The 19,556-nt window shown below is 65.2% G+C and carries 20 protein-coding genes and 1 tRNA gene; 10 read left to right on the top strand and 11 right to left on the bottom strand.

Annotated elements, in window-relative coordinates:
• Positions 1 to 102 precede the first annotated feature (102 nt).
• From holA to AC4D6D_RS02580, 4 genes are all read right to left on the bottom strand, one after another.
• Entirely contained in the window at positions 103 to 1,161 is a 1,059-nt protein-coding gene (gene holA / locus AC4D6D_RS02595) for a DNA polymerase III subunit delta (protein ID WP_491326383.1), read from the bottom strand.
• Positions 1,162 to 1,183: 22 nt separating this feature from the next.
• The gene (gene lptE, locus AC4D6D_RS02590; RefSeq protein WP_491327185.1) at positions 1,184 to 1,660 is read right to left on the bottom strand and encodes an LPS assembly lipoprotein LptE; all 477 of its coding nucleotides are present in this window, start codon (positions 1,658 to 1,660) and stop codon (positions 1,184 to 1,186) included.
• A 32-nt stretch (positions 1,661 to 1,692) separates the two neighbouring features.
• A complete protein-coding gene (gene leuS, locus AC4D6D_RS02585) occupies positions 1,693 to 4,224 on the bottom strand; it encodes a leucine--tRNA ligase (RefSeq protein ID WP_491327184.1) in 2,532 nt (843 codons plus the stop codon).
• 76 nt (positions 4,225 to 4,300) lie between these two features.
• A complete protein-coding gene (locus AC4D6D_RS02580; protein WP_491326382.1) occupies positions 4,301 to 4,768 on the bottom strand; it encodes a DUF3576 domain-containing protein in 468 nt (155 codons plus the stop codon).
• A gap of 368 nt (positions 4,769 to 5,136) precedes the next feature.
• Here AC4D6D_RS02580 and AC4D6D_RS02575 point away from each other — a divergent pair, with 368 nt between their 5' ends.
• Complete coding sequence (locus AC4D6D_RS02575; RefSeq protein WP_491326381.1) at positions 5,137 to 5,865, top strand: hypothetical protein; 729 nt, start codon at positions 5,137 to 5,139, stop codon at positions 5,863 to 5,865.
• A gap of 136 nt (positions 5,866 to 6,001) precedes the next feature.
• The gene (gene phbB, locus AC4D6D_RS02570; protein ID WP_491326380.1) at positions 6,002 to 6,724 is read left to right on the top strand and encodes an acetoacetyl-CoA reductase; all 723 of its coding nucleotides are present in this window, start codon (positions 6,002 to 6,004) and stop codon (positions 6,722 to 6,724) included.
• Positions 6,725 to 6,767: 43 nt separating this feature from the next.
• Here phbB and AC4D6D_RS02565 read toward each other — a convergent pair whose 3' ends face one another.
• Positions 6,768 to 7,094 carry a YnfA family protein gene (locus AC4D6D_RS02565; protein ID WP_491326379.1) on the bottom strand — a complete coding sequence of 109 codons (327 nt, stop codon included), beginning with the start codon at positions 7,092 to 7,094 and terminating at the stop codon, positions 6,768 to 6,770.
• A gap of 132 nt (positions 7,095 to 7,226) precedes the next feature.
• Here AC4D6D_RS02565 and AC4D6D_RS02560 point away from each other — a divergent pair, with 132 nt between their 5' ends.
• Positions 7,227 to 7,457 (top strand): ribbon-helix-helix domain-containing protein, encoded by a 231-nt coding sequence (locus AC4D6D_RS02560; protein ID WP_491326378.1) that lies wholly within the window; start codon positions 7,227 to 7,229, stop codon positions 7,455 to 7,457.
• A 65-nt stretch (positions 7,458 to 7,522) separates the two neighbouring features.
• Here the strand turns inward: AC4D6D_RS02560 and AC4D6D_RS02555 are convergent, their stop codons facing one another.
• Both AC4D6D_RS02555 and murA read right to left on the bottom strand, forming a co-directional pair.
• A complete protein-coding gene (locus AC4D6D_RS02555; RefSeq protein ID WP_491326377.1) occupies positions 7,523 to 7,744 on the bottom strand; it encodes a hypothetical protein in 222 nt (73 codons plus the stop codon).
• Between the two features lie 59 nt (positions 7,745 to 7,803).
• Positions 7,804 to 9,087 carry a UDP-N-acetylglucosamine 1-carboxyvinyltransferase gene (gene murA / locus AC4D6D_RS02550; protein WP_491326376.1) on the bottom strand — a complete coding sequence of 428 codons (1,284 nt, stop codon included), beginning with the start codon at positions 9,085 to 9,087 and terminating at the stop codon, positions 7,804 to 7,806.
• Positions 9,088 to 9,236: 149 nt separating this feature from the next.
• Between murA and AC4D6D_RS02545 the strand changes: the two genes are divergently transcribed.
• A complete protein-coding gene (locus AC4D6D_RS02545) occupies positions 9,237 to 10,118 on the top strand; it encodes a UTP--glucose-1-phosphate uridylyltransferase (RefSeq protein WP_491326375.1) in 882 nt (293 codons plus the stop codon).
• Positions 10,119 to 10,324: 206 nt separating this feature from the next.
• On the opposite strand, the gene AC4D6D_RS02540 is transcribed toward AC4D6D_RS02545, so the two are convergent.
• The 4 genes from AC4D6D_RS02540 to AC4D6D_RS02525 form a co-directional block, all read right to left on the bottom strand.
• The gene (locus tag AC4D6D_RS02540) at positions 10,325 to 10,966 is read right to left on the bottom strand and encodes a lytic transglycosylase domain-containing protein (protein WP_491326374.1); all 642 of its coding nucleotides are present in this window, start codon (positions 10,964 to 10,966) and stop codon (positions 10,325 to 10,327) included.
• Positions 10,967 to 11,020: 54 nt separating this feature from the next.
• Positions 11,021 to 12,160 carry a phytase gene (locus AC4D6D_RS02535; protein ID WP_491326373.1) on the bottom strand — a complete coding sequence of 380 codons (1,140 nt, stop codon included), beginning with the start codon at positions 12,158 to 12,160 and terminating at the stop codon, positions 11,021 to 11,023.
• Positions 12,160 to 14,940 carry a TonB-dependent receptor gene (locus tag AC4D6D_RS02530; protein WP_491326372.1) on the bottom strand — a complete coding sequence of 927 codons (2,781 nt, stop codon included), beginning with the start codon at positions 14,938 to 14,940 and terminating at the stop codon, positions 12,160 to 12,162. Before AC4D6D_RS02530 ends, AC4D6D_RS02535 begins: the two co-directional genes overlap by 1 nt.
• Before the next feature lie 186 nt (positions 14,941 to 15,126).
• A tRNA-Thr gene (locus AC4D6D_RS02525) sits at positions 15,127 to 15,201 on the bottom strand.
• A 59-nt stretch (positions 15,202 to 15,260) separates the two neighbouring features.
• Between AC4D6D_RS02525 and AC4D6D_RS02520 the strand changes: the two genes are divergently transcribed.
• The 6 genes from AC4D6D_RS02520 to AC4D6D_RS02495 all read left to right on the top strand — a co-directional run bounded on the left by AC4D6D_RS02520 (position 15,261) and on the right by AC4D6D_RS02495 (position 19,462).
• Positions 15,261 to 15,563, top strand: a complete 303-nt coding sequence (locus tag AC4D6D_RS02520) for a hypothetical protein (protein ID WP_491326371.1) — start codon at positions 15,261 to 15,263, stop codon at positions 15,561 to 15,563.
• Positions 15,564 to 15,640: 77 nt separating this feature from the next.
• Positions 15,641 to 16,327 carry a 2,3-diphosphoglycerate-dependent phosphoglycerate mutase gene (gpmA, locus tag AC4D6D_RS02515; RefSeq protein ID WP_491326370.1) on the top strand — a complete coding sequence of 229 codons (687 nt, stop codon included), beginning with the start codon at positions 15,641 to 15,643 and terminating at the stop codon, positions 16,325 to 16,327.
• A 1-nt stretch (position 16,328) separates the two neighbouring features.
• Positions 16,329 to 16,817 carry a 5-(carboxyamino)imidazole ribonucleotide mutase gene (gene purE / locus AC4D6D_RS02510; protein WP_334184247.1) on the top strand — a complete coding sequence of 163 codons (489 nt, stop codon included), beginning with the start codon at positions 16,329 to 16,331 and terminating at the stop codon, positions 16,815 to 16,817.
• Positions 16,818 to 16,959: 142 nt separating this feature from the next.
• Positions 16,960 to 18,024 (top strand): 5-(carboxyamino)imidazole ribonucleotide synthase, encoded by a 1,065-nt coding sequence (locus tag AC4D6D_RS02505; RefSeq protein WP_491326369.1) that lies wholly within the window; start codon positions 16,960 to 16,962, stop codon positions 18,022 to 18,024.
• A gap of 7 nt (positions 18,025 to 18,031) precedes the next feature.
• Positions 18,032 to 18,517, top strand: a complete 486-nt coding sequence (locus AC4D6D_RS02500) for a dihydrofolate reductase (RefSeq protein ID WP_491326368.1) — start codon at positions 18,032 to 18,034, stop codon at positions 18,515 to 18,517.
• A 12-nt stretch (positions 18,518 to 18,529) separates the two neighbouring features.
• On the top strand, positions 18,530 to 19,462 hold the full coding sequence (locus AC4D6D_RS02495) for a bifunctional riboflavin kinase/FAD synthetase (RefSeq protein WP_491326367.1): 933 nt from the start codon (positions 18,530 to 18,532) through the stop codon (positions 19,460 to 19,462).
• Positions 19,463 to 19,556: the final 94 nt, after the last annotated feature.

Raw genomic sequence — 19,556 nt, 5'->3', positions numbered from 1 at the left:
CTCTTCCGTCTATCGCCACAGCCACGGATTCGATGTCCGTGCTGCACTGCGGTAGACGAATGCACTTATGATCATTCCATCCGTGCGGGAAAGCCGATTCAGTTAAGCTGTTCTTTTTATCCGTTGTTTGCCATCAAGCGTAGAAATTCTGGCTATTTCGACTAACCCTTCGGCCAGCAGAAGGTCAGCATCCTGGCTATTGGCCAGCAGCGATTGGTGCATCGCAATAAGACGGGCCACCAAGCGTTCGAGACGATTACCACGCCAGATACGCAATTGCACCCCGAGGGCTGGTTTGTCCTTCCAGAAAATTCGGCGAGCAGCCGCTTCCGATTCGATCAGCGCTGCGGGGTCGCCGCCCCTTCCCAGCCGGGAATTGAGGCCCGCCAGTTGCGCCGCGCGGCGCTCGAAGGCAAGCAGCAGGCCGACGGCATTGATGCCCTGATCGCGCAGGCGCTTGAGTTCGGGGCCGATCGCCTCGCGCTTGCCGCCCAGCACCGCATCGACCAGGGGGCCGAAGTCGTCGTCCTCGGTCGCAGCGCCCACGGCATCGAGATCGGCGCTCGACACCGCGCGCGGGGTTTCGGCGCTGGCATCGAGATAGAGCGCCAGCTTGGTCACTTCCGAGCGCGCCAGCCGCGTATCGAGGCCCGAGGCCCGTGCGATCCGCTGGGCGAGATCGCTGCCCATCTTGAGGCCGGCGCCGTTGGCCATCGTCCGCACGGCGCCGGTCACCGCGGCGAGGTCGGGCGGGTAGAACATCGCCACCAGCCCGTCCGGCCGGGCGGCAAGCAGCTTGGCGGTGCGCGACTTGTCGGTGGCGCCGGTCGCCACGATCAGAACCGGGCAGGCATCGACATCGCTTTCGAGCAGGATCTGGACCGCGTCGTGGGCCTCGTCGCCCTGGGCGCGAATCCAGATGTGGCGCGAGGTGCCACCGAACAGCGAGTTGGACCGCGCCTCGTCTCCCAGCTTCACCGGGTCGCGGCGCAAGTCCAATCCGGCAATCTCGACCCGCTCACCGGGATCGGTGAGGCAGGAGACGATCTTCGCGGCCGCATCGCTGGCTCCGGCCTCATCCGGGCCGCAGAAGAAGAAAACCCGCGCCTGCTGTGCGGCGCGGGCTGCAAGGCCGCCGAAATCCTTCTGGGTGGCTTTCACGTTTCCGTGACCCGCATCGCGATCACTGCTTGGTGTCGCCGCGCAGGCGCAGCGCGACGGCCGTGACGATGCGGGTGGCCACGTCCTTCGACATGTTCTCGAGTGCGGTCTGTTCGCCCGCGATCGTCGCATAGTCGGAAGATACGACGTCGATGCCCGCATCCGAACCGGCAGTGGCGTCGAGCACGGTCTCGTTGCTCGACAGATCCACCAGTTGATAGCGCGCGCGCAGGGTCCGGCGTTCACGGCCGATGGTATCGTCCGAGAGCAAAGCGAAACCTTCGAGCTTGTCATCGAGGCGAATGTCGAGCCGGTAGCGCGGCGCCGTGCCGCCCTTGTCCGAGCCGAGCTGGTCGACGATGGCGTTGCGCACCAACCAGCCCGCGCGCCCCTCGATCGCCGCGACCTGCACGCCCTGAAGGCCCCGCGCCACGGCACCGCTGCCGCCGCCCGCATACATCGGCTTGAGGCCGCAACCGGACAGCAGCACGGCACCCATCAGGGCCGGACCGACAAGGCGCAGGAAACGCTTCACGCGACGAGATTGACCAGGCGGTCGGGAACGACGATCACTTTCCTCACCTCGGCTCCATCCAGCGCACGCTGCACTTTCTCGCTGGCAAGGGCAAGCGCTTCAAGCTCTTCCTTGGACGTGCCCTTGGCCACGGTCAGGGTGTCGCGCAGCTTGCCCTTCACCTGGACCGCCACGGTCACTTCGTCCTCGACCAACAGTGCCGGATCGACTTCGGGCCATGCCGCCTGCGAGACGAGGCCTTCCCCGAAGGTTTCGAAAGCTTCTTCGGCGAGGTGCGGCATCATCGGCGAGACGAGCAGGAGAACCGTGCGAATCGCGTTCGAGCGGCTGGCCGAAGGGGCCGCCTTCTCGACCGCACCGGTCAGTTCGTAGATGCGCGCCACGGCCTTGTTGAAGCCCAGCGATTCGATGTCCGAAGCGACAGCGGCCACGGTCTGGTGCGCCTTGCGGTCGATCGCCTTGTCCTCGCCGGTCGCCGCAGCGTCATACTGGGCGAACAGGCGCCACAGGCGCTGCACGAAGCGGCCGCAACCCTCGATACCGGCTTCCGACCACGGCAGGTCGCGCTCCGGCGGGCTGTCGGACAGCATGAACCAGCGGATCGCGTCGGCGCCGTACGTCGCGACGATCTCGTCGGGATCGACGACGTTCTTCTTCGACTTCGACATCTTGATGACGCGGCCGACTTCGACGGCGGCACCGTCGGCCTTCAGCGTCGCGCCGTCCGAGGTCCGGTCGATCTCGCCGGGCGAGAAATAGACCGGCTGGCCGTTGGCATCGTTGATGCGGAAGTAGGTCTCGTGCGTGACCATGCCCTGCGTGAACAGGCTGGCGAAGGGCTCCTTCACCTCGACCTTGCCGATGCGGGCCAGAGCGCGCGTCCAGAAGCGGGCGTAGAGCAAGTGCAGGATCGCGTGCTCGATGCCGCCGATGTACTGTTCCACCGGCAGCCAGTCGGCGATCTTGGCCGGATCGAACGGACGATCCTCGGGCTGGCTGGCGAAGCGCAGAAAATACCACGAAGAGTCGACGAAAGTGTCGAGCGTGTCGGTCTCGCGGCGCGCGGCATGGCCGCACTGCGGGCAATCGACATGCTTCCAGGTCGGATGGCGAACCAGCGGGTTGCCGGGGGTCGAGAAATCGACATCCTCGGGCAGCGTGACCGGCAGGTGCTTCTTGGGCACCGGCACCACGCCGCAAACCTCGCAGTGGATGAACGGGATCGGCGTGCCCCAGTAGCGCTGGCGCGAAACGCCCCAGTCGCGCAGGCGCCACACGGTCTTGCCCTCGCCCCAGCCTTCGGCCTCGGCGCGCGCGATGACGGCGGCCTTGGCGTCCTTCACGGCCATGCCGTTGAGGAAGTCGGAATGAACGCAGACGCCGTCACCAGCCTCGGATTCGCCGTCGAACGGCTTGTCGGCATCGGCCTCGCTCGCCGCGACGACACGCAGGATCGGCAAGCCGTACTTGGTGGCGAATTCGAAGTCGCGCTGGTCGTGGCCCGGAACGGCCATGACCGCGCCGGTGCCGTAGTCCATCAGCACGAAGTTGGCGATGAACACCGGCAAGTCGGCGCCGGTGAACGGATGCTTCGCCTTCACGCCGGTATCGAAGCCCAGCTTCTCGGCGGTTTCCAGTTCGGCCGCGGTCGTCCCGCCCTGCTTGCACAGCGCGATGAAGTCCTCGACCTCGGGACGGCCCTTGGCCACCGCCTGCGCGATCGGGTGATCGGCGGCGACGGCCACGAAGCTGGCGCCAAAGATCGTGTCGGGACGCGTGGAGTAGACTTCCACCGAGCCAATGCCGCCGATTTCGCTGGCAAGGTCGAACTTGAACTGCAGGCCCTGCGACTTGCCGATCCAGTTCTCCTGCATCGTGCGGACCTTCTCTGGCCACTTGTCGAGCGTGGAGAGACCTTCCAGCAGCTCGTCCGCGAAGTCGGTGATCTTGAGGAACCACTGGGAGAGCTTGCGCTTCTCCACCAGCGCGCCCGAGCGCCAGCCACGCCCGTCGATCACCTGCTCGTTGGCGAGCACGGTCTGGTCGACCGGGTCCCAGTTGACCGCCGATTCCTTGCGGTAGACGAGGCCGTTCTCATAGAGATCGATGAACAGCGCCTGCTCGTGGCCGTAGTATTCCGGCTCGCAGGTCGCGATCTCGCGGCTCCAGTCGAGCGCGAAGCCCAGGCGCTTCAGCTGCGCCTTCATGTTGGCGATGTTCTCGCGCGTCCAGCCGCCGGGGTGGACGCCCTTTTCCATGGCCGCGTTCTCGGCGGGCATGCCGAAGGCATCCCAGCCCATCGGATGGAGCACTTCGTGCCCGGTCATGCGCTTGTAGCGCGCCAGCACGTCGCCCATCGTGTAGTTGCGGACGTGGCCGATATGGATGCGTCCCGAAGGATAGGGGAACATCTCAAGCACGAAGCTGCGCGGCTTCGACGAAGTGTCGTCCGCCTTGAAGCACTGCGCGTCGTCCCACGCAGCCTGCCAGCGCGTGTCCGCCTGAGCCGGATCGAACCGCTCGGTCATCTCAGTCAAGTCTCCTGCGGGCGCATGTCACCCGCGCAATTGAAACTGCGGGCCGGATCAGCCCGCAGGGGAAAAATCAGCCGCCGATCGAATCGCGGCGAAGATCGCGGGCGCGGGTGAGGATGATGTCCTCCAGCTTCTGCACGGTCGCGGCCTGCACCGGCGCCGCCGTCCAGGCGCCGCCGGTCGAGACTTCGCGCTGCGCGGTCACGCGCAGGGCATCGGCGCGCAGGTCCTTGTCGAGGATCATCACCGTGACCTTGACGCGCTCGCCCGGCTGCTTGGGATTGACGTACCAGTCGGTGACGATGACGCCGCCGGCGCTGTCCGACTGGAGCAGCGGCATGAACGAGAGCGAATCGAGGCTGGCGCGCCAGAGGTAGCTGTTCACGCCGATGGTCGTCACCGCCGAAGGCGCGATCGAGGACTGCACCTGCTTGCGGCCACCGCCGCAACCGGCCAACGCAAGCGCCGCCACGGCGCAGAAGCCTGCGGTTGCCAGCAATCGAGCGGAGAGAAGGCCGGTATGGGTGCTGCCTGTCATCGTAATTCCCAGTTCCTGTCTTGGCGAAGGCGCCGGACTTCCCGCGCGCCTGCCGTGAAACGCCTCTATAGCCGCCACTGCCGGGGCGGCAAGTGCGGCTTCATCAGCTTGCCGCCATAAGCGAGGCAGGGCTAAACGCTTGCTGAACGGACAGTAGTGCTCCTGCGGGCGAAAGCCGATGCACTCTCGGCCCCCCTCCCCCCGGCGATCATCCTGTGTTAAGCTCGTTGGACGAGGATGGTGGGCCTGTTCGGCAGGTCGATGCCAAGACCCCTGAGAGCGGGTAATAACGGAAGCTGACAATGAATAGGGAAAGTGCAGCCTCACAGGATGATGCCCTCTCGAATCGGGGTATCTCGAAAGGCGGCATGAGGACCGGCATGATGCTGACCTGCTGCGTGGTCGTGCTTGCCCTGCCCAGCGCCGTGCTGGCCTTTACCACCACGTTCAAGGCCGACTCTTCCTCGCGCTCCTTCGGTGCGCTCGATCCCGAGACATCTCCCGAAAATCTGTCGCGCGCGATCGCGATGCGATCGCTGGGCGACGGCGAGAACTTCCCCTTCACGCCTGCCGGTCCCACCGCCCGGCGCGACCGGGCCGTTACCGTGGCCGTCCGCATCGATCGCGAAGCGGCACAGGCGATCATCGTGCGCAACCGCACGCCGATCGCGCGCAACGACATGGCCGGGATCGGCGGCCTGAAGATCGCGCCGACCGCGTTCAACCTCGGCGTGGCGCGCGGCTATCAGAACTTCGCCCCGGACATCGCCGCCGCCACGGCGCCCGCCACGGCACGCGGCATTGCCGACGCGCCGGAACTGAAGAAGTTCAGCCTCCAGGCGGGCAGCGCCGAGCAGAAAGAGCCGCGCTTCACCACCCGCCTCTCCATCGACGAGAAGCGTGCGCCGGGCCGGGCACCCCATACTTTCGCGGGCGAAGCGGGCGAAGTCGATCTCGGCGGCTCCTATCGGGTGACGAACAATCTCGATCTCACCGCGGGCCTGCGCTACTCGCAGGAGCGCGAGCGCCTGATGCCGCTGACCGACGGACGGCAGGACAGCCAGGCAGTCTACGTCGGAACTCAGTTCAAATTCTGATTTTTGCAACCGCAAGTGCGTTTCTATCAATCATTTCGGCTTAAATAACCGTCATCGCCCCAAGGCATCGCTTGCCCCGCCTCAATGCATTTCCTAGCCTGCGTTCGGTGGATGCTCACTAAGCGAAAGGCTTGATATGGCGCGCGTTGCTATCGTTACCGGTGGAACCAGAGGTATTGGAGAGGCCGTTTCGTTGGCCCTCCAGGAAAGGGGCCACACTGTAGTTGCAAATTATGCAGGTAATGAAGAAAAGGCCAAGGCATTTACGGAGAAGACTGGCATTGCCGCCTATAAATGGGACGTCGGCGATCATGAAGCCACGCTCGCGGGCGTGGCGCGGGTAACCGAGGAAGTCGGCCCGGTCGATATCGTCATCAACAACGCCGGCATTACGCGCGACGGCGTGCTTCACAAGATGACCTTTGACGACTGGAACGAGGTGATGCGCATCAACCTCGGCGGCTGCTTCAACATGGCGAAAGCCACGTTCTCCGGCATGCGCGATCGCGGCTGGGGCCGGATCGTCAACATCGGCTCGATCAACGGCCAGGCCGGGCAATACGGCCAGGTGAACTATGCCGCCGCCAAGTCCGGCATCCACGGCTTCACCAAGGCCCTGGCCCAGGAAGGCGCCAAGTACGGCGTCACCGTCAACGCCATCGCGCCGGGCTACATCGATACCGACATGGTCGCGGCGGTGCCCCCGCCGGTGCTGGAAAAGATCGTCGCCAAGATCCCGGTCGGTCGTCTCGGCAGCGCTTACGAGATCGCGCGCGGCTGTGCCTTCCTCTGCTCGGAGAATGCCGCTTTCGTGACCGGCTCGACACTGAGCATCAACGGCGGTCAGCACATGTATTGAATGAATGGAGGACCGGCGAGACCGCCGGTCCTCCACCTTGTTTTCAGGCGCGATGGGGTCCGAACAGAATCACCGCCGCGCCGACCAGGCAGATCGTCGCACCGGCAAGGTCCCAGCGATCCGGGCGGACGCCCTCGGCAATCCACAACCACAGCAGTGCCGACAGGATGTAGATGCCGCCGTAGGCCGCGTAAGTACGCCCGGCATGGCTGCTGTCTACCTGAGTGAGCAGCCAGGCGAACAACACCAGCGATGCGCATCCGGGAATGAGCCAGAGCGCCGACTTATCCATCCGCAGCCAGGCCCAGAACGCGAAGCAGCCGCCGATTTCGGCCAGCGCGGCGCCGATGTAGATGATGATGCCCTGCATTTCCGCTCGATAGCGGGCAAGGACAGCCGTGTCGCGGGATTCATGTCGACCGCTCGGATAGTGGAAGCAGGAACCTGCTTGACTGACAACCGCACCATTCCCGCGCGTGCCTCCCCCTGCTAGGCATGACCCATGACCTCGATCTACCATCCGCCGGTCAAGCGCTCGATCGAGATCGCGGGACACAAGACCTCCATCAGTCTCGAACCGCTGTTCTGGGATCTGCTGCGGCAGATTGCGGCGCACGAAGGCGTTCCCATCAATGCGCTGGTGGCGCGGATCGATGCCGAGCGGCTGGAGGCAGACACGCCGCCCGGCCTCGCCAGCGCGATCCGGGTCTGGCTGTTCGCGGCACGGAGGTGACAACGGCAAGAGGCGGAAACCCTGCGGTCCCGCCTCTCGAATACACGGCCATGCCGCGCAGGATATCAGTACGTCGAAGGCGGATCGCTGGCCGGGAAGCTCTCATCGATCGCCTCGTCGGTCTTGGACCAACGCGGCGGCTGGTTTTTCATGTTTTCGGGACCAGCATCGCGAATCGGATAACTATCCGGACCACCCGCAGTCGCCGCTTCTTCGCTGGCGCGATTGGCGTACTTGTAGAGTGCGTAGCCGATGGCACCGGCTGCCGCCAACTTGATCAAGCCCATGGTCGTTACTCCTCTCGGGGTTTCGAGGGAGCAACGCACCGCGGGAGCGATCGGTTGCCTTACTCGCCGCCGACCCGTTCGATCTGCGCGCCGACGAGCGCCAGCTTTTCCTCAAGCCGCTCGTAGCCGCGATCGAGGTGGTAGAGGCGGTGAACCTGCGTTTCGCCCTCTGCCGCCAGACCGGCGATGACGAGGCTCATCGAGGCGCGCAGGTCGGTCGCCATGACTTCGGCGCCGGTCAGCTTCTGCACGCCGTGGACCACGGCGGTGCGGCCCTTGGTCTCGATATGCGCGCCCATGCGATTGAGTTCGGGAACGTGCATGTAGCGGTTCTCGAATATCGTCTCGGTCAGCACGCTCGACCCTTCGGCGCGGCAGAGCAGCGCCATGAGCTGGGCCTGCATGTCGGTCGCGAACCCCGGATAAGGCGCGGTCGACAGCGTGACCGGCTTCAGCGGGCCATCGGCGGCGACGTGAAGGCCCTCGGCGGTCGGCTCGACATGGACGCCGGCATCGCGCAGCGCCTGCACGGTGGCCTCCATGTCCTCGATCTTCGCACCCTTCAGGGTGACTTCACCGCCGGTGATGGCGGCAGCGCAGGCGTAGGAACCGGCCTCGATACGGTCCGGCATGACCATGTAGGTCGCACCGTGCAGGCGGTTCACACCGTGGATGGTGAGGTCCGAGGTGCCGATGCCCTCGATCTGCGCGCCCATGGCGACCAGCAGGTTGCAGAGGTCGACGATCTCCGGTTCGCGCGCGGCATTGTGCAGGGTGGACTTGCCCGTGCAGAGCACCGCCGCCATCAGCGCGTTCTCGGTCGCGCCGACCGAGACCACCGGGAAGGAATAGCGACCGCCCGGCAGGCCCCCGTCGGGCGCGATGGCGCGGACGTAGCCCGCCGCCATCTCGATCTGGGCGCCGAGCGCTTCGAGGGCCTTGAGATGCAGGTCGATCGGGCGGTTGCCGATCGCGCAGCCGCCGGGCAGCGACACGGTCGCCTCGCCCATGCGCGCCAGCATCGGGCCGAGCACCAGGATCGAGGCGCGCATCTTGCGCACCAGATCGTAAGGCGCGACCGAACTGGTAATGCGAGTCGCCTGAAGCGTCATCACCCGGCCGAAGTCTTCGGGACGGCTGCCAGCGATCATCGTCGAGATGCCGAACTGGTTCATCAGATGCTGGAAGCCGTCGATGTCCGCCAGTCGCGGCAGATTGCGCAAAGTCAGCGGTTCTTCGGTCAGCAGGGCACAAGGCAGCAGCGTCAATGCGGCGTTCTTCGCGCCGGAAACGGGGATGGTGCCGGAGAGGCGCTTGCCGCCTTGGATGATGATCTTGTCCATGCGCCGCTATTTAGCGGGATTTGGCCGCGCAGCAAGCACACCTCGGAGAAACACGGATGGACTGTTGCGCTGCGTCTGCGAAGCAGGTCTTATACGAAATAAGTCCAGCTTTAACCGCACCGTAACCAAATGGAGCCAGACCGTTAACCATGTCTGCAACCCAGTTCAAAAAGCCCGTCCGAAAAGCCGTATTCCCGGTCGCAGGACTCGGAACCCGCTTTCTTCCCGCCACCAAGGCAATTCCGAAGGAACTTCTTCCCGTCGTCGACCGGCCGCTGATTCAATACGCGGTCGATGAGGCGCGCGAGGCGGGGATCGAGGAATTCGTCTTCGTCACCGGCCGCGGCAAGACCGCGATCGTCGAGCATTTCGATACGGCCTACGAACTGGAGGCGACGATGACCGCGCGCGGCAAGTCGCTCGATCCGTTGGAACCGACCCGGATCCAGCCCGGCAATCTCGTCACCGTGCGCCAGCAGGTGCCGCTCGGCCTCGGCCATGCCGTGTGGTGCGCCCGCGCCGTCATCGGCGACGAGCCTTTCGCGATCTTCCTGCCCGACGAACTGATGTACGGCTCGCCCGGCTGCATGAAGCAGATGGTGGATGCCTATAACGAAGTCGGCGGCAACCTCGTCTCGGTGCTCGAAGTGCCGATGGAGGAAGTCTCCAGCTACGGCGTGATCGCGCCGGGTGCGGTGAACGGTGCGCTGACCGAAGTGAAGGGTCTGGTCGAAAAGCCGAAGGTGGCCGATGCGCCCTCGAACAAGATCGTCTCGGGCCGCTATATCCTCCAGCCCGAGATCATGGGTCTGCTCGCCAACCAGGGCAAAGGCGCGGGCGGCGAGATCCAGCTGACCGATTCGATGGCCAAGCTGATCGGCCAGCAGCCGTTCCATGCGGTGACTTTCGCGGGCCAGCGCTTCGACTGCGGCTCGAAGGTCGGTTTCGTCGAAGCCACCCTCTCCATCGCACTCGACCGCGCGGACATCGGCGAGGAAGTACGGACCATCGCGAAGAAGCTGCTGAGCTGAGATTTTTCGGAAATTGGGTCTGATGAAAGCGCGCTCCGTTCAGGGCGCGCTTTTTTCTTGGCGAAAGGTGGCGGAGACCCTTCGACAGGCTCAGGGTGAACGGGTGCGGGTGTATTGGCGAGCATGCCCATGCCGCCCAAAAGCCTTCCCTCCGCTCATCCTGAGCTTGTCGAAGGATCAGCCCGAGCTTGTCTAAGGCAGGAAAATCAGCGCCTTACCGGGTCCGTCAGCCTAGCCATGATCGAGGCGACATAAGCCTGAGTCTCGCGGATGCGGGGAATGCCGCCCGCCTTCTGCACGCGGCCGGGCCCCGCATTGTAGGCCGCCAGCGCCTTCTCGATATCCCCTCCGAAAGCATCGAGCTGCATGCGCAAGTAGCGGGCGCCGCCTTCGAGATTGGCCATGGGATCGCCGGGATTGACGCCCATCTGCGCCGCCGTGCCCGGCATGAGCTGGGCCAGTCCGCGCGCGCCGACCGGCGAGCGGGCCGCCTCGTTCCAGCGGCTTTCCTGCCAGACGACCGCTTCGAACAGCGCCGGGCTGATGTCGTACTTGGCGGCCAGTTCCGCCACGCGCGCGCGCCAGCGGGTCGGCCCGGCGGCATCGAGCGCATCGGTAATCGACAGAGGATGAAGCTGCGAGGCTTCGAGTGCAGCCGGAACCGCCTCTACCGCGGCCACTTCCGCACCCACGATGTCATGGCCCTGCCCCGCCGGACCTCCGGCCACCCATTGATAGCCGTTGGTCCCGATTTCCAGCACGTCGGCCGAAGCCACGTCAGGCAAGCCCAACGCGGCCAGAACGGCCGCGCCGACAGAGAGTTTCAGGCGATTCGAAAAGCGCGTCATCGCCCGACCTGATACTCCAGTGGAACACGGTTTCTCAAGCCGGGCCATCACCGCTCACTCGATTCCGAGCGCACTGCGGATCGCCCGCCAGGACAGCATCTTGAAGTTCTGCGCCTTGGGGGCATTGTTGCCGTCCTGCGCGACCATCAGGCCTTCGGGGAACTGCGGGCCGAAATCGCCAAGCATGACCTCGATGCCGTCGGTATCGCTGGTGCCGCCGATCGGACCGCCCTCGATGCGGAAACGGCCCGCAGGCTTGCCCGAGGACAAGTCGAACAGCGCATAGGCATTGTCGCCCTGGCTGGAAGCGACGAGCCAGGCCCGTCCGCCGCTCTCCCGCGCCACGGCCAGCCCCTCGACATCCGCCACCAGACCGTCCTCGGCACCGACGCGGGCGAAGGGTTCGGCCACCAGAGCCGCGCCTGCGAGCGGGACTTTCCAGATACCCACGTCTTCCTCGGCCACGAACAGCACTTTGCCCGCATCGTCGACCACGCAGCCTTCGGACTGGGTGGCGAACTTCACCAGCCGCACATAGTCCGCCGCGATCCGCCCGTCCTTTTCGAGCAGACGGCTTTCCGCCACCGAGCCGTCCTTGAGCACGACATAGGCCCGCGCCAGTTCGCCCCGCGCGAGCGCATTGCCCATGCAGAAGCCATAGGCCTCGGCCGGAGCATGGCCTGCGGGCAGGAACGCCTCGGCGCCCAGCGCGGCAAGCTTGCCGGTCGCGCCGTCGAGCGCGAACAACGCGATGCGTGGCTCGGCACGGTCGGTGCGGTCGCTGGCGCCGACGAGGATGCGCTTAGAGCCATCCGCCAGCCGCACTTCACGTAAGTCCACATTGTTGAGCGCGCCTGCCGGTGCGAAATCGCGAACCTTGCCGTCCAGGCCGTAGACGTAGAGTCCCGCCTTCTTGTCGGTGCCGAGAATCAGACTGGCCGCCGGATTAGCGGCATTGCGCCAGATCGCCGGATCGTCGGCGGCGTCGGCATTGACCGTGCCGACCGGGTCGGTCTCCGCCTCGGCCGGAACATCAGTAGCGGGGAGGCGGACGGCGGCAGGCGCCCCGCCCGTCGTCGCGCAGCCTTCAAGCGAGAGGGCCGCAAGCAGAAGGGCCGGGAGCAATGCTCCCGACCCCTGCTTCACGATTCCGGCCAGACCCTTGCCCTGACGTTTCGTGAAAGTGGCCTTCATCAGAAGCTCACCCGCGCACCGAACTTCACGGTCGAGCCATATTCCTCGTACTGGAGCACGCGCTTGGCGCCGGCGAGGTTCTGATAGGCGAAGTACTTGGCATTGTTGACGTTCACCCAGTCCGCGAAGAGACGGATGTTGTCGGTCAGCTTGTACTTCGCCGAGAGGTCCAGCTGGAAGTGCTGGTTGACGGTGCGGTCGGTCTCGAAATCGTTACCCACTTCGTCGAGGTACTTGTCGCGGAACGTACCGGCAGCACGCAGGCTGATCGGACCCTTTTCATAGCCGAGCACGACGTTAAAGGTGTTCTTCGAGGCGTTCGGCAGCGAAATGCGACGATCACCGGCCACAGTTCCGCGAGCGTAAGTGTACGTATAGTTGATCTGCATCAGCAACCCGTCGAAGGGCGAGGGCAGCATCGAGAAGACCTGGCTGAAGCTGGCTTCCAGACCGGCGATCTCGGCAGTGTCGCCGTTCACCGGGATGGTGATCTCGTCATAGGCAATGCCGTTGTAGACGCCGCCTTCCTTCGAGTTGAAGCTATAAGTGTAGTCCTTGATCGACTTGTAGAAGCCGCCGATCGAGAGGGCGCCGTTGTTCGAGAAATAGTAGTCGAACCCGGCGTCGAAGTTCCAGGCCTGGTAGGGCTTCAGCTCGGGATTGCCGACGACCAGTTCGAGATCGTCGTTGATCGTGTTGCTCGGGGCGAGCTCCGAGAGCTTGGGACGGACGATGGTCTTGTAACCAGCCAGGCGGGCGACCAGATTCTGCTGCGGGCTGTAGCGCAGAGTCAGGCTGGGCAGCCAGTTGGTGTAGTTGCGCTTGTAGGTCAGCGGATCGATGGCGATCGTGTCGTCGCCGTTGTCGGTGACGAGGCTGCCGTTGAGTTCGTTGTGCGTGCGCTCCATGCGAACGCCGCCGATCACGCGCAGGGTCGAGCTGTCCCAGCGTGCCATCGCGTAGCCGGCCAGGATGTCCTCACGCACCGAATAGTCGTCGGTCGCCGAGCCCAGAGCGGTTTCATAATCGTTGACTTTGAAAGCTTCGGGGTGAGACAGCAGGTAGTCGGCCGCGCCGCCCTTGCTGGCGACCGGTCCCATGTCGAGCAGGCGGTAGGTCTGTTCGCCCAGCACGTCCGCAAGCGTGTAGCTCTGACCCTTCGCCAGTTCATAATAGAGAATGTTCTTGTCGTAGGACTTCTTGCGCCAGCGCGCCTTGGCACCGGCCTGGACGGTGAAGTCGCCATTGTCGCCCGCGAAAGTGCGCGCGAGGTCGGCCTTGATCGCCCATTCCTCGTCCTGGCTGTCGGACAGGGTGGTGAGTTCGGTCTTGTTGAATGCGTATTTGGACGCATTGTTGAAGGCGTTGTCCGGGTCGGCTGTGACCGAATACGTCGGATAGTATTCGTTCGCGTAGTCGGTGGCGACCACGACGCCCTTGTTGAAGCGGGCGCGGAAGCGTGTCGGGTCGATCGAGAACGTCTCCTTCTCGCTCGACTTGGCATAGCTCGCCTGCCAGTTGAACTTCCAGGTGCCGGTGTCGGTATCGCTGCCGAGGGCGACGCTGCGGATGCGCTGACGCTCGAAGCGGTCCTTCAGGTCGCGCTGGACGGTGATGCGTTCATCGCTCGAATTGAAGGTCGCACCGGTATCGGTGCTGCTGCTCGGAGCGTCGAAGTCGCTGAAGTCGAGCGTGGTGCGGCGGCGATATTCGTGGTCGTCGAACTGCGCCCAGTTACCGCGCACATAAGCCTTGGTCGTGTCCGAAACGCGCCAGTCGGCCGAGAGCGCGGCATTGATGCGGGTGCGTTCGACGTCATAGTCGCGATATTCGATCGATTCGGCCCAGGCATTGCCCTTGTCGTCGACGTTCCAGCCGCCGGTCTCGACGTTGTCGGTCTCGAACTTGCGCTTGTAGTAGCTGACCGAGCCGGCGATGCCGAAATCGTCGCCCAGCTTCTGCGTGAAGTCGAAGGCGCCCTTCGGGGTGACTTTGCCCGAATAGTCGTTCCAGCTGCCTTCGGCGCTGAGCGAGTAGCGGTTCTTCTTGGAATCGAAGGCGCTGGTGGTCTTGATCTCGACCGAGGCGCCGATGAAGTCGCCGTCCATGTCGGGGGTGAAGGACTTCTTCACTTCCACCGATTCGATGGTGTCGGAGGAAACCACGTCGAGCGCGACCGAGCGGGCGTCCGATTCCGGGGCGGGCATGCGCACGCCGTTGATCGAGGTGCCGTTGAGGTCCGGGTCAAGGCCGCGAACCGAAACGTAGCGGCCTTCGCCCTGATCGTTGAGGATGTTCACGCCCGGCAGGCGGCGCAGCGATTCGGCGACGTTCTGGTCGGGGAACTGGCCCACGGCGTCGCGGGTCAGCACCGAGACCACGCCGTCGGCGGCCTTCTGGCGCGACAGGGCGCTGGTGAGGTTGGCGGTCTGGCCGGTGACGAGGATGTCCCCGCCGCCGATCGCCGGAAGATCGAAGTTGCCCGCGATACGGCCGGTTGCCGGTACGGTAAGGCTCTGGGTGGTCACTTCTGCGCCGACATAGCGCGCTTCCAGAGTGTAGGTTCCGGCAGGGACATCGCCGAAGACATAGTTGCCCGCGCGATCGGTCTCGGCAGCGCGGTTCAGTTCGACGATGCGGACCGAGGCCGCCTGGAGCGGACGCACACCGGATGCGTCATGGACGCTGCCGGCGACTTCACCGGCGTAAGCGGTCGCCGCCATCGTGGCGAACGACGCCGAGGCGAGCAGACCGGCTGCGATCCGGAGGGAGGTTTTCATGTTACGGAAGCCCTGTTTTGCGACGAATTGCGGCGCGTCTAGGCAGGGTTCGTGACAGTTACGTGCCAACGGGATGGCACTTTCGTGACAACGCCGCAGTGCAGCAAAAAGGTCACAGTCCGCGCGTTTTCACGTGGAACATCCGCAGCTTGCCTGCGGGATCACCAGTTCTCGATGTAAGGAGAATGGTGCTGCTGGGGAGGATTGAACTCCCGACCTCGTCATTACCAATGACGCGCTCTACCACTGAGCTACAGCAGCGCCTGAGTTTCCGTTCCCGGAAAGCGCTTGTCCCGGCGACCCGGGGCAGGGGCGCGCTAATGTCCGTGACCGCGAAGATTGTCAAGCGCCTCTTGCGCATTCTTTTTCAGAAAGCCATTCCGAGGGCCATCAAAAGCCCTGCGAAAGACGCTCGAACCATGACGCAACCCCAGCAATCCCGCGAGGAACGGCTCGCCGCGAAGCTTCGCGAAAATCTTCATCGCCGCAAGGCCCAGGCCCGCGCCGCAGAGGCCGGAAGTCATGACGCAGCGTCAACGGACGAATCAGCGCGCGAAAACGAGAGCGGAATCGGGCGCGAAAACGAATCAGGCGGTCTTTCCAAACCGACATCGGAAAGCTAGGGGCTGCGCCAGACATAGAGTCAGTCTGCCAACGGGCGTTTCCCGAGGGGATCGCCGCTGAGACCTGGGAGTACGCCTTGCCTCGCCTGATCCTCGTCCGCCACGGCCAGAGCCAATGGAATCTCGAAAACCGCTTCACCGGCTGGTGGGATGTAAACCTTACCGAAAAGGGTGAAGAAGAAGCCCGCGCCGCTGGCACCCTGCTGAAGGACAAGGGCATCGCGCCCACCGTCGCCTTCACCTCGCTCCAGACCCGCGCGATCCGCACCCTGCACCTCGCATTGGAGGCCGCCGATCTCGCGTGGATCCCCGAGACCAAGGACTGGCGCCTGAACGAGCGCCACTACGGCGGCCTCACCGGCCTCAACAAGGCCGAGACCGCTGCGAAGCACGGCGACGAGCAGGTCAAGGTCTGGCGCCGCAGCTTCGACACGCCGCCGCCGGTGCTCGAAATCGGCAGCGAGTTCGATCTCTCCACCGACCCCCGCTACGCCGGGATCGACGTGCCGCAGACCGAAAGCCTCAAGGACACCATCGCCCGCGTCCTGCCTTACTATGAAGGCTCGATCGTGCCGCACCTCAAGGCCGGTGCCGACGTGCTGATCTCCGCCCACGGCAACAGCCTGCGCGCGCTGGTCAAGCATCTCTCGGGCATTTCGGACGACGAGATCACCGGCCTCGAAATCCCGACCGGCCAGCCGATCGTCTACGATCTGGCGGACGATCTCGCGGTGCTCGACCGCTACTATCTCTCGGAGCGTTGAGATGAGCGGGGTGGGGACTCCTGTAGCCATCGTCATGGGGAGCCAGTCCGACTGGCCGACCATGCAGCGCGCGGCGGACATGCTGGACAAGCTGGGCGTCGCCTATGACGCCCGCATCGTCTCGGCGCACCGCACGCCGGAACGCCTGGTGGACTTCGCCAAGGGCGCGGACGGCGAAGGCTTCAAGGTGGTGATCGCCGGAGCCGGGGGCGCCGCCCACCTGCCAGGCATGATCGCCTCGATGACGCATCTTCCCGTGCTCGGCGTGCCGGTGCAGTCGAAGGCGCTTTCGGGACAGGACAGCCTGCTCTCGATCGTCCAGATGCCTGCCGGCATTCCGGTCGGCACCCTGGCGATCGGCGAGGCGGGCGCGGCCAATGCGGGCCTGCTCGCAGCCGCGATCCTCGCCACCGCCGACCCGGCGCTGGCCGAACGCCTCAAGACCTTCCGCGCGGACCAGACGGCGAGCGTGGCGGAAAAGCCGGTTTGATCGCTTCGGACCGGCTGCTTTGCCAGCTCGGGCATGATGCTTCGACAGGCTCAGCATGAGCGGGTAACGGTGTTATCCGAATTGAATTGAGGTCCGCTCGCCCTGAGCTTGTCGAAGGGCCTGCACGTAACGAGTTCCAAAGATGATCCCTCCCGGCGAAACCATCGGCATTCTCGGCGGCGGCCAGCTTGGCCGGATGATCGCGATGGCTGCGGCTCAGCTCGGCTACCGCAGCCACATCTACGCCCCCGAGGCCGATTCGATCGCCGCCGAAGTCAGCGCCGAGTTCACCTGCGCCGCATGGGACGATGCCGAGGCCATGGCCCGCTTCGCGGCGGGCTGCGCGGTCGTCACTTACGAATTCGAGAACGTGCCGGTCGGCCCGCTCGCCGCGCTCGGGGACGTGCCGCTGCTCGCCCACGCCCGCGCGCTCGAAACCGCGCAGGACCGGCTGAACGAGAAGCGCTTCGTCACGGACCTCGGCGGCACCCCTGCCCCCTTCGCGCCGGTCGATTCCGCCGAGGACCTCGCCCGGGCCATCGCCGGGATCGGCGCCCCCGGCATCCTCAAGACCCGCCGCGACGGTTACGACGGCAAGGGCCAGTGGCGGATCATGTCGCCCGAGGACGCGGAAGGCCTCGACCTGCCCGCCCAGCCGCTGATCTACGAGGGCTTCGTCACCTTCTTCGCCGAGTTCTCGGTGATCCTGTGCCGCGGCGCGGATGGCGACATCCGCTACTTCGATTCGGCCCACAACGTGCACGAAAGCGGCATTCTCGCGCTCAGCACCGTGCCCGCGCCCGCGCGACTGCTCGAACAGGTTCCCGCCGCGCGCGAACTCGCCGCCAAAGTTGCCGAGGCGCTGAACTATGTCGGCGTGCTCACGCTGGAATTCTTCGCGACCGAGAACGGCCCCGTGTTCAACGAGATGGCGCCGCGCGTGCACAATTCCGGGCACTGGACCATCGAGGGCGCCGTCACCAGCCAGTTCGAGAACCATGTCCGCGCGATCTGCGGGCTGCCGCTCGGCGATACCGGCCTTGCCGCCGACGCCGTCGAAATGCGCAACCTGATCGGCGAAGAGGCGGACGACTGGCAGGCGATCCTGGCCGATCCGGCCAACCACCTGCACCTCTACGGCAAGGGAGCGTCGCGTCCCGGCCGCAAGATGGGCCACGTCACCCGCCTGACCTTTCAGCGCGACTGACCGGCCCTTGGCGCAGGATCTCTTCCTTATCTACGCCCGCGCCGCGAACGGCGTGATCGGCCGCGACGGCGCCCTGCCCTGGCGCCTGCCCGCCGATCTCAGGCGCTTCAAGGCCATGACCGTCGGCAAACCGATGATCATGGGCCGCAAGACTTTCGACAGCTTCCCCTCCCCGCTTCCCGGCCGCCGCCACATCGTGCTGACCCGCGACAGCACTTGGGCAGCCGAAGGCGCGGAAGTGGCGCATTCGGTCGAAGAGGCACTCGCACTGGCCGGTGACGGCGAAGTCGCCGTGATCGGCGGCGCGGAAATCTACGGGCTGTTCCAACCGCTCGCGCGCCGCATCGAACTGACCGAAATCCACGCCGAATACCCCGGCGACACCGCAATGCCCGCTACCGGCCCCGAGTGGCGCGAAACCGCGCGCGAAGAGCATCCGGCTGCCGGTGAATTTCCCGCACACGCTTTCGTCACGCTGGTCCGGGACATATAGGCCTGATCTGACATGATTCGTCTCGACAACCGCGAAGCCCTTCCCGAATCGATGCGCGGCGCCGTGCTGGCGCTCGGCAATTTCGACGGGTTCCATCAGGGCCACCAGGCCGTTGTCGGCGAAGCAATTCGCTGGGCGCGCGAACTGGGGCGCCCAGCAGTGGTCGCGACCTTCGATCCGCACCCGGTCCGCCTGTTCAAGCCCGACGCGCCCGCCTTCCGCCTGACCACGCTGGACCAGCGGCAGGACCTGTTCGAGGGCGCCGGGGCCGACGCCATGCTGGTGCTCCACTTCGACCGCGCCATGGCCTCGATGGAAGCGGCCGACTGGATCGAGCAGGTGCTCGGCCACCAACTCGGCTGTGCGGGCGTCGTCACCGGCGAGGATTTCACGTTCGGCAAGGGACGCGGCGGCAATCCGCAGGTCCTGCGCGAAGTCGGCGCGCGTTTCGGGCTGATCGGCCGTACCGTCGGCGCCGTGCATGACGACAAGGGCGTGGTCTCTTCCAGCCGCATCCGCGACGCGCTGAAGCTGGGCGAGTGCGAGACCGCCGCCCGCCTGCTCACCCGCCCCTTCGCGGCGCGCGGGGTGGTGCAGCACGGCGGCAAGCTGGGCCGGACCATCGGCTTCCCCACCGCCAACATCAACATGAACAACTACTTGCGCCCGCGCTACGGCATCTACGCCGTGACCGGCCGCATGCCGGACGGGCGTATCCTGCCCGGCGCCGCCAACATGGGTGTGCGCCCGACCTTCGAGCCGCCGATCGAGTTGCTGGAACCCTATTTCTTCGACTTCTCCGGCGATCTCTACGATCAGGAGATCGAAGTGGCGTTCCACCACTTCCTGCGCCCCGAGGCGAAGTTCGATTCGCTCGACGCCCTCGTCGCCCAGATGCGCCGCGACTGCGACCGCGCGCGGGAGCTGCTGTCGCACATCGGGTGAAGAGCCGCTTCCTCCCATAATACACAACGTCATCCTGAACTTGTTTCAGGATCCATTGCGCACCACCGACCGGACGGTGCGTGCGGAGAAATGG

This window comes from Novosphingobium sp. BF6 (assembly GCF_058273105.1).
Note: the sequence above shows the minus strand (reverse complement) of the source record. Positions and strands in the feature narration are given on the sequence as shown.

Bases quoted from the DNA above. Each gene is read 5' to 3' on its own strand.
- AC4D6D_RS02505 (WP_491326369.1), top strand. From the start codon at position 16,960: ATGATCCCTCCCGGCGAAACCATCGGCATTCTCGGCGGCGGCCAGCTT.
- phbB (WP_491326380.1), top strand. From the start codon at position 6,002: ATGGCGCGCGTTGCTATCGTTACCGGTGGAACCAGAGGTATTGGAGAG.
- lptE (WP_491327185.1), bottom strand. From the start codon at position 1,660: ATGGGTGCCGTGCTGCTGTCCGGTTGCGGCCTCAAGCCGATGTATGCG.
- murA (WP_491326376.1), bottom strand. From the start codon at position 9,087: ATGGACAAGATCATCATCCAAGGCGGCAAGCGCCTCTCCGGCACCATC.
- AC4D6D_RS02535 (WP_491326373.1), bottom strand. From the start codon at position 12,160: ATGAAGGCCACTTTCACGAAACGTCAGGGCAAGGGTCTGGCCGGAATC.
- AC4D6D_RS02575 (WP_491326381.1), top strand. From the start codon at position 5,137: ATGAGGACCGGCATGATGCTGACCTGCTGCGTGGTCGTGCTTGCCCTG.
- purE (WP_334184247.1), top strand. From the start codon at position 16,329: ATGAGCGGGGTGGGGACTCCTGTAGCCATCGTCATGGGGAGCCAGTCC.
- AC4D6D_RS02530 (WP_491326372.1), bottom strand. From the start codon at position 14,940: ATGAAAACCTCCCTCCGGATCGCAGCCGGTCTGCTCGCCTCGGCGTCG.
- AC4D6D_RS02495 (WP_491326367.1), top strand. From the start codon at position 18,530: ATGATTCGTCTCGACAACCGCGAAGCCCTTCCCGAATCGATGCGCGGC.
- AC4D6D_RS02565 (WP_491326379.1), bottom strand. From the start codon at position 7,094: ATGCAGGGCATCATCATCTACATCGGCGCCGCGCTGGCCGAAATCGGC.
- AC4D6D_RS02555 (WP_491326377.1), bottom strand. From the start codon at position 7,744: ATGGGCTTGATCAAGTTGGCGGCAGCCGGTGCCATCGGCTACGCACTC.
- AC4D6D_RS02580 (WP_491326382.1), bottom strand. From the start codon at position 4,768: ATGACAGGCAGCACCCATACCGGCCTTCTCTCCGCTCGATTGCTGGCA.
- AC4D6D_RS02545 (WP_491326375.1), top strand. From the start codon at position 9,237: ATGTCTGCAACCCAGTTCAAAAAGCCCGTCCGAAAAGCCGTATTCCCG.
- AC4D6D_RS02560 (WP_491326378.1), top strand. From the start codon at position 7,227: ATGACCTCGATCTACCATCCGCCGGTCAAGCGCTCGATCGAGATCGCG.
- leuS (WP_491327184.1), bottom strand. From the start codon at position 4,224: ATGACCGAGCGGTTCGATCCGGCTCAGGCGGACACGCGCTGGCAGGCT.
- AC4D6D_RS02540 (WP_491326374.1), bottom strand. From the start codon at position 10,966: ATGACGCGCTTTTCGAATCGCCTGAAACTCTCTGTCGGCGCGGCCGTT.
- AC4D6D_RS02520 (WP_491326371.1), top strand. From the start codon at position 15,261: ATGTCCGTGACCGCGAAGATTGTCAAGCGCCTCTTGCGCATTCTTTTT.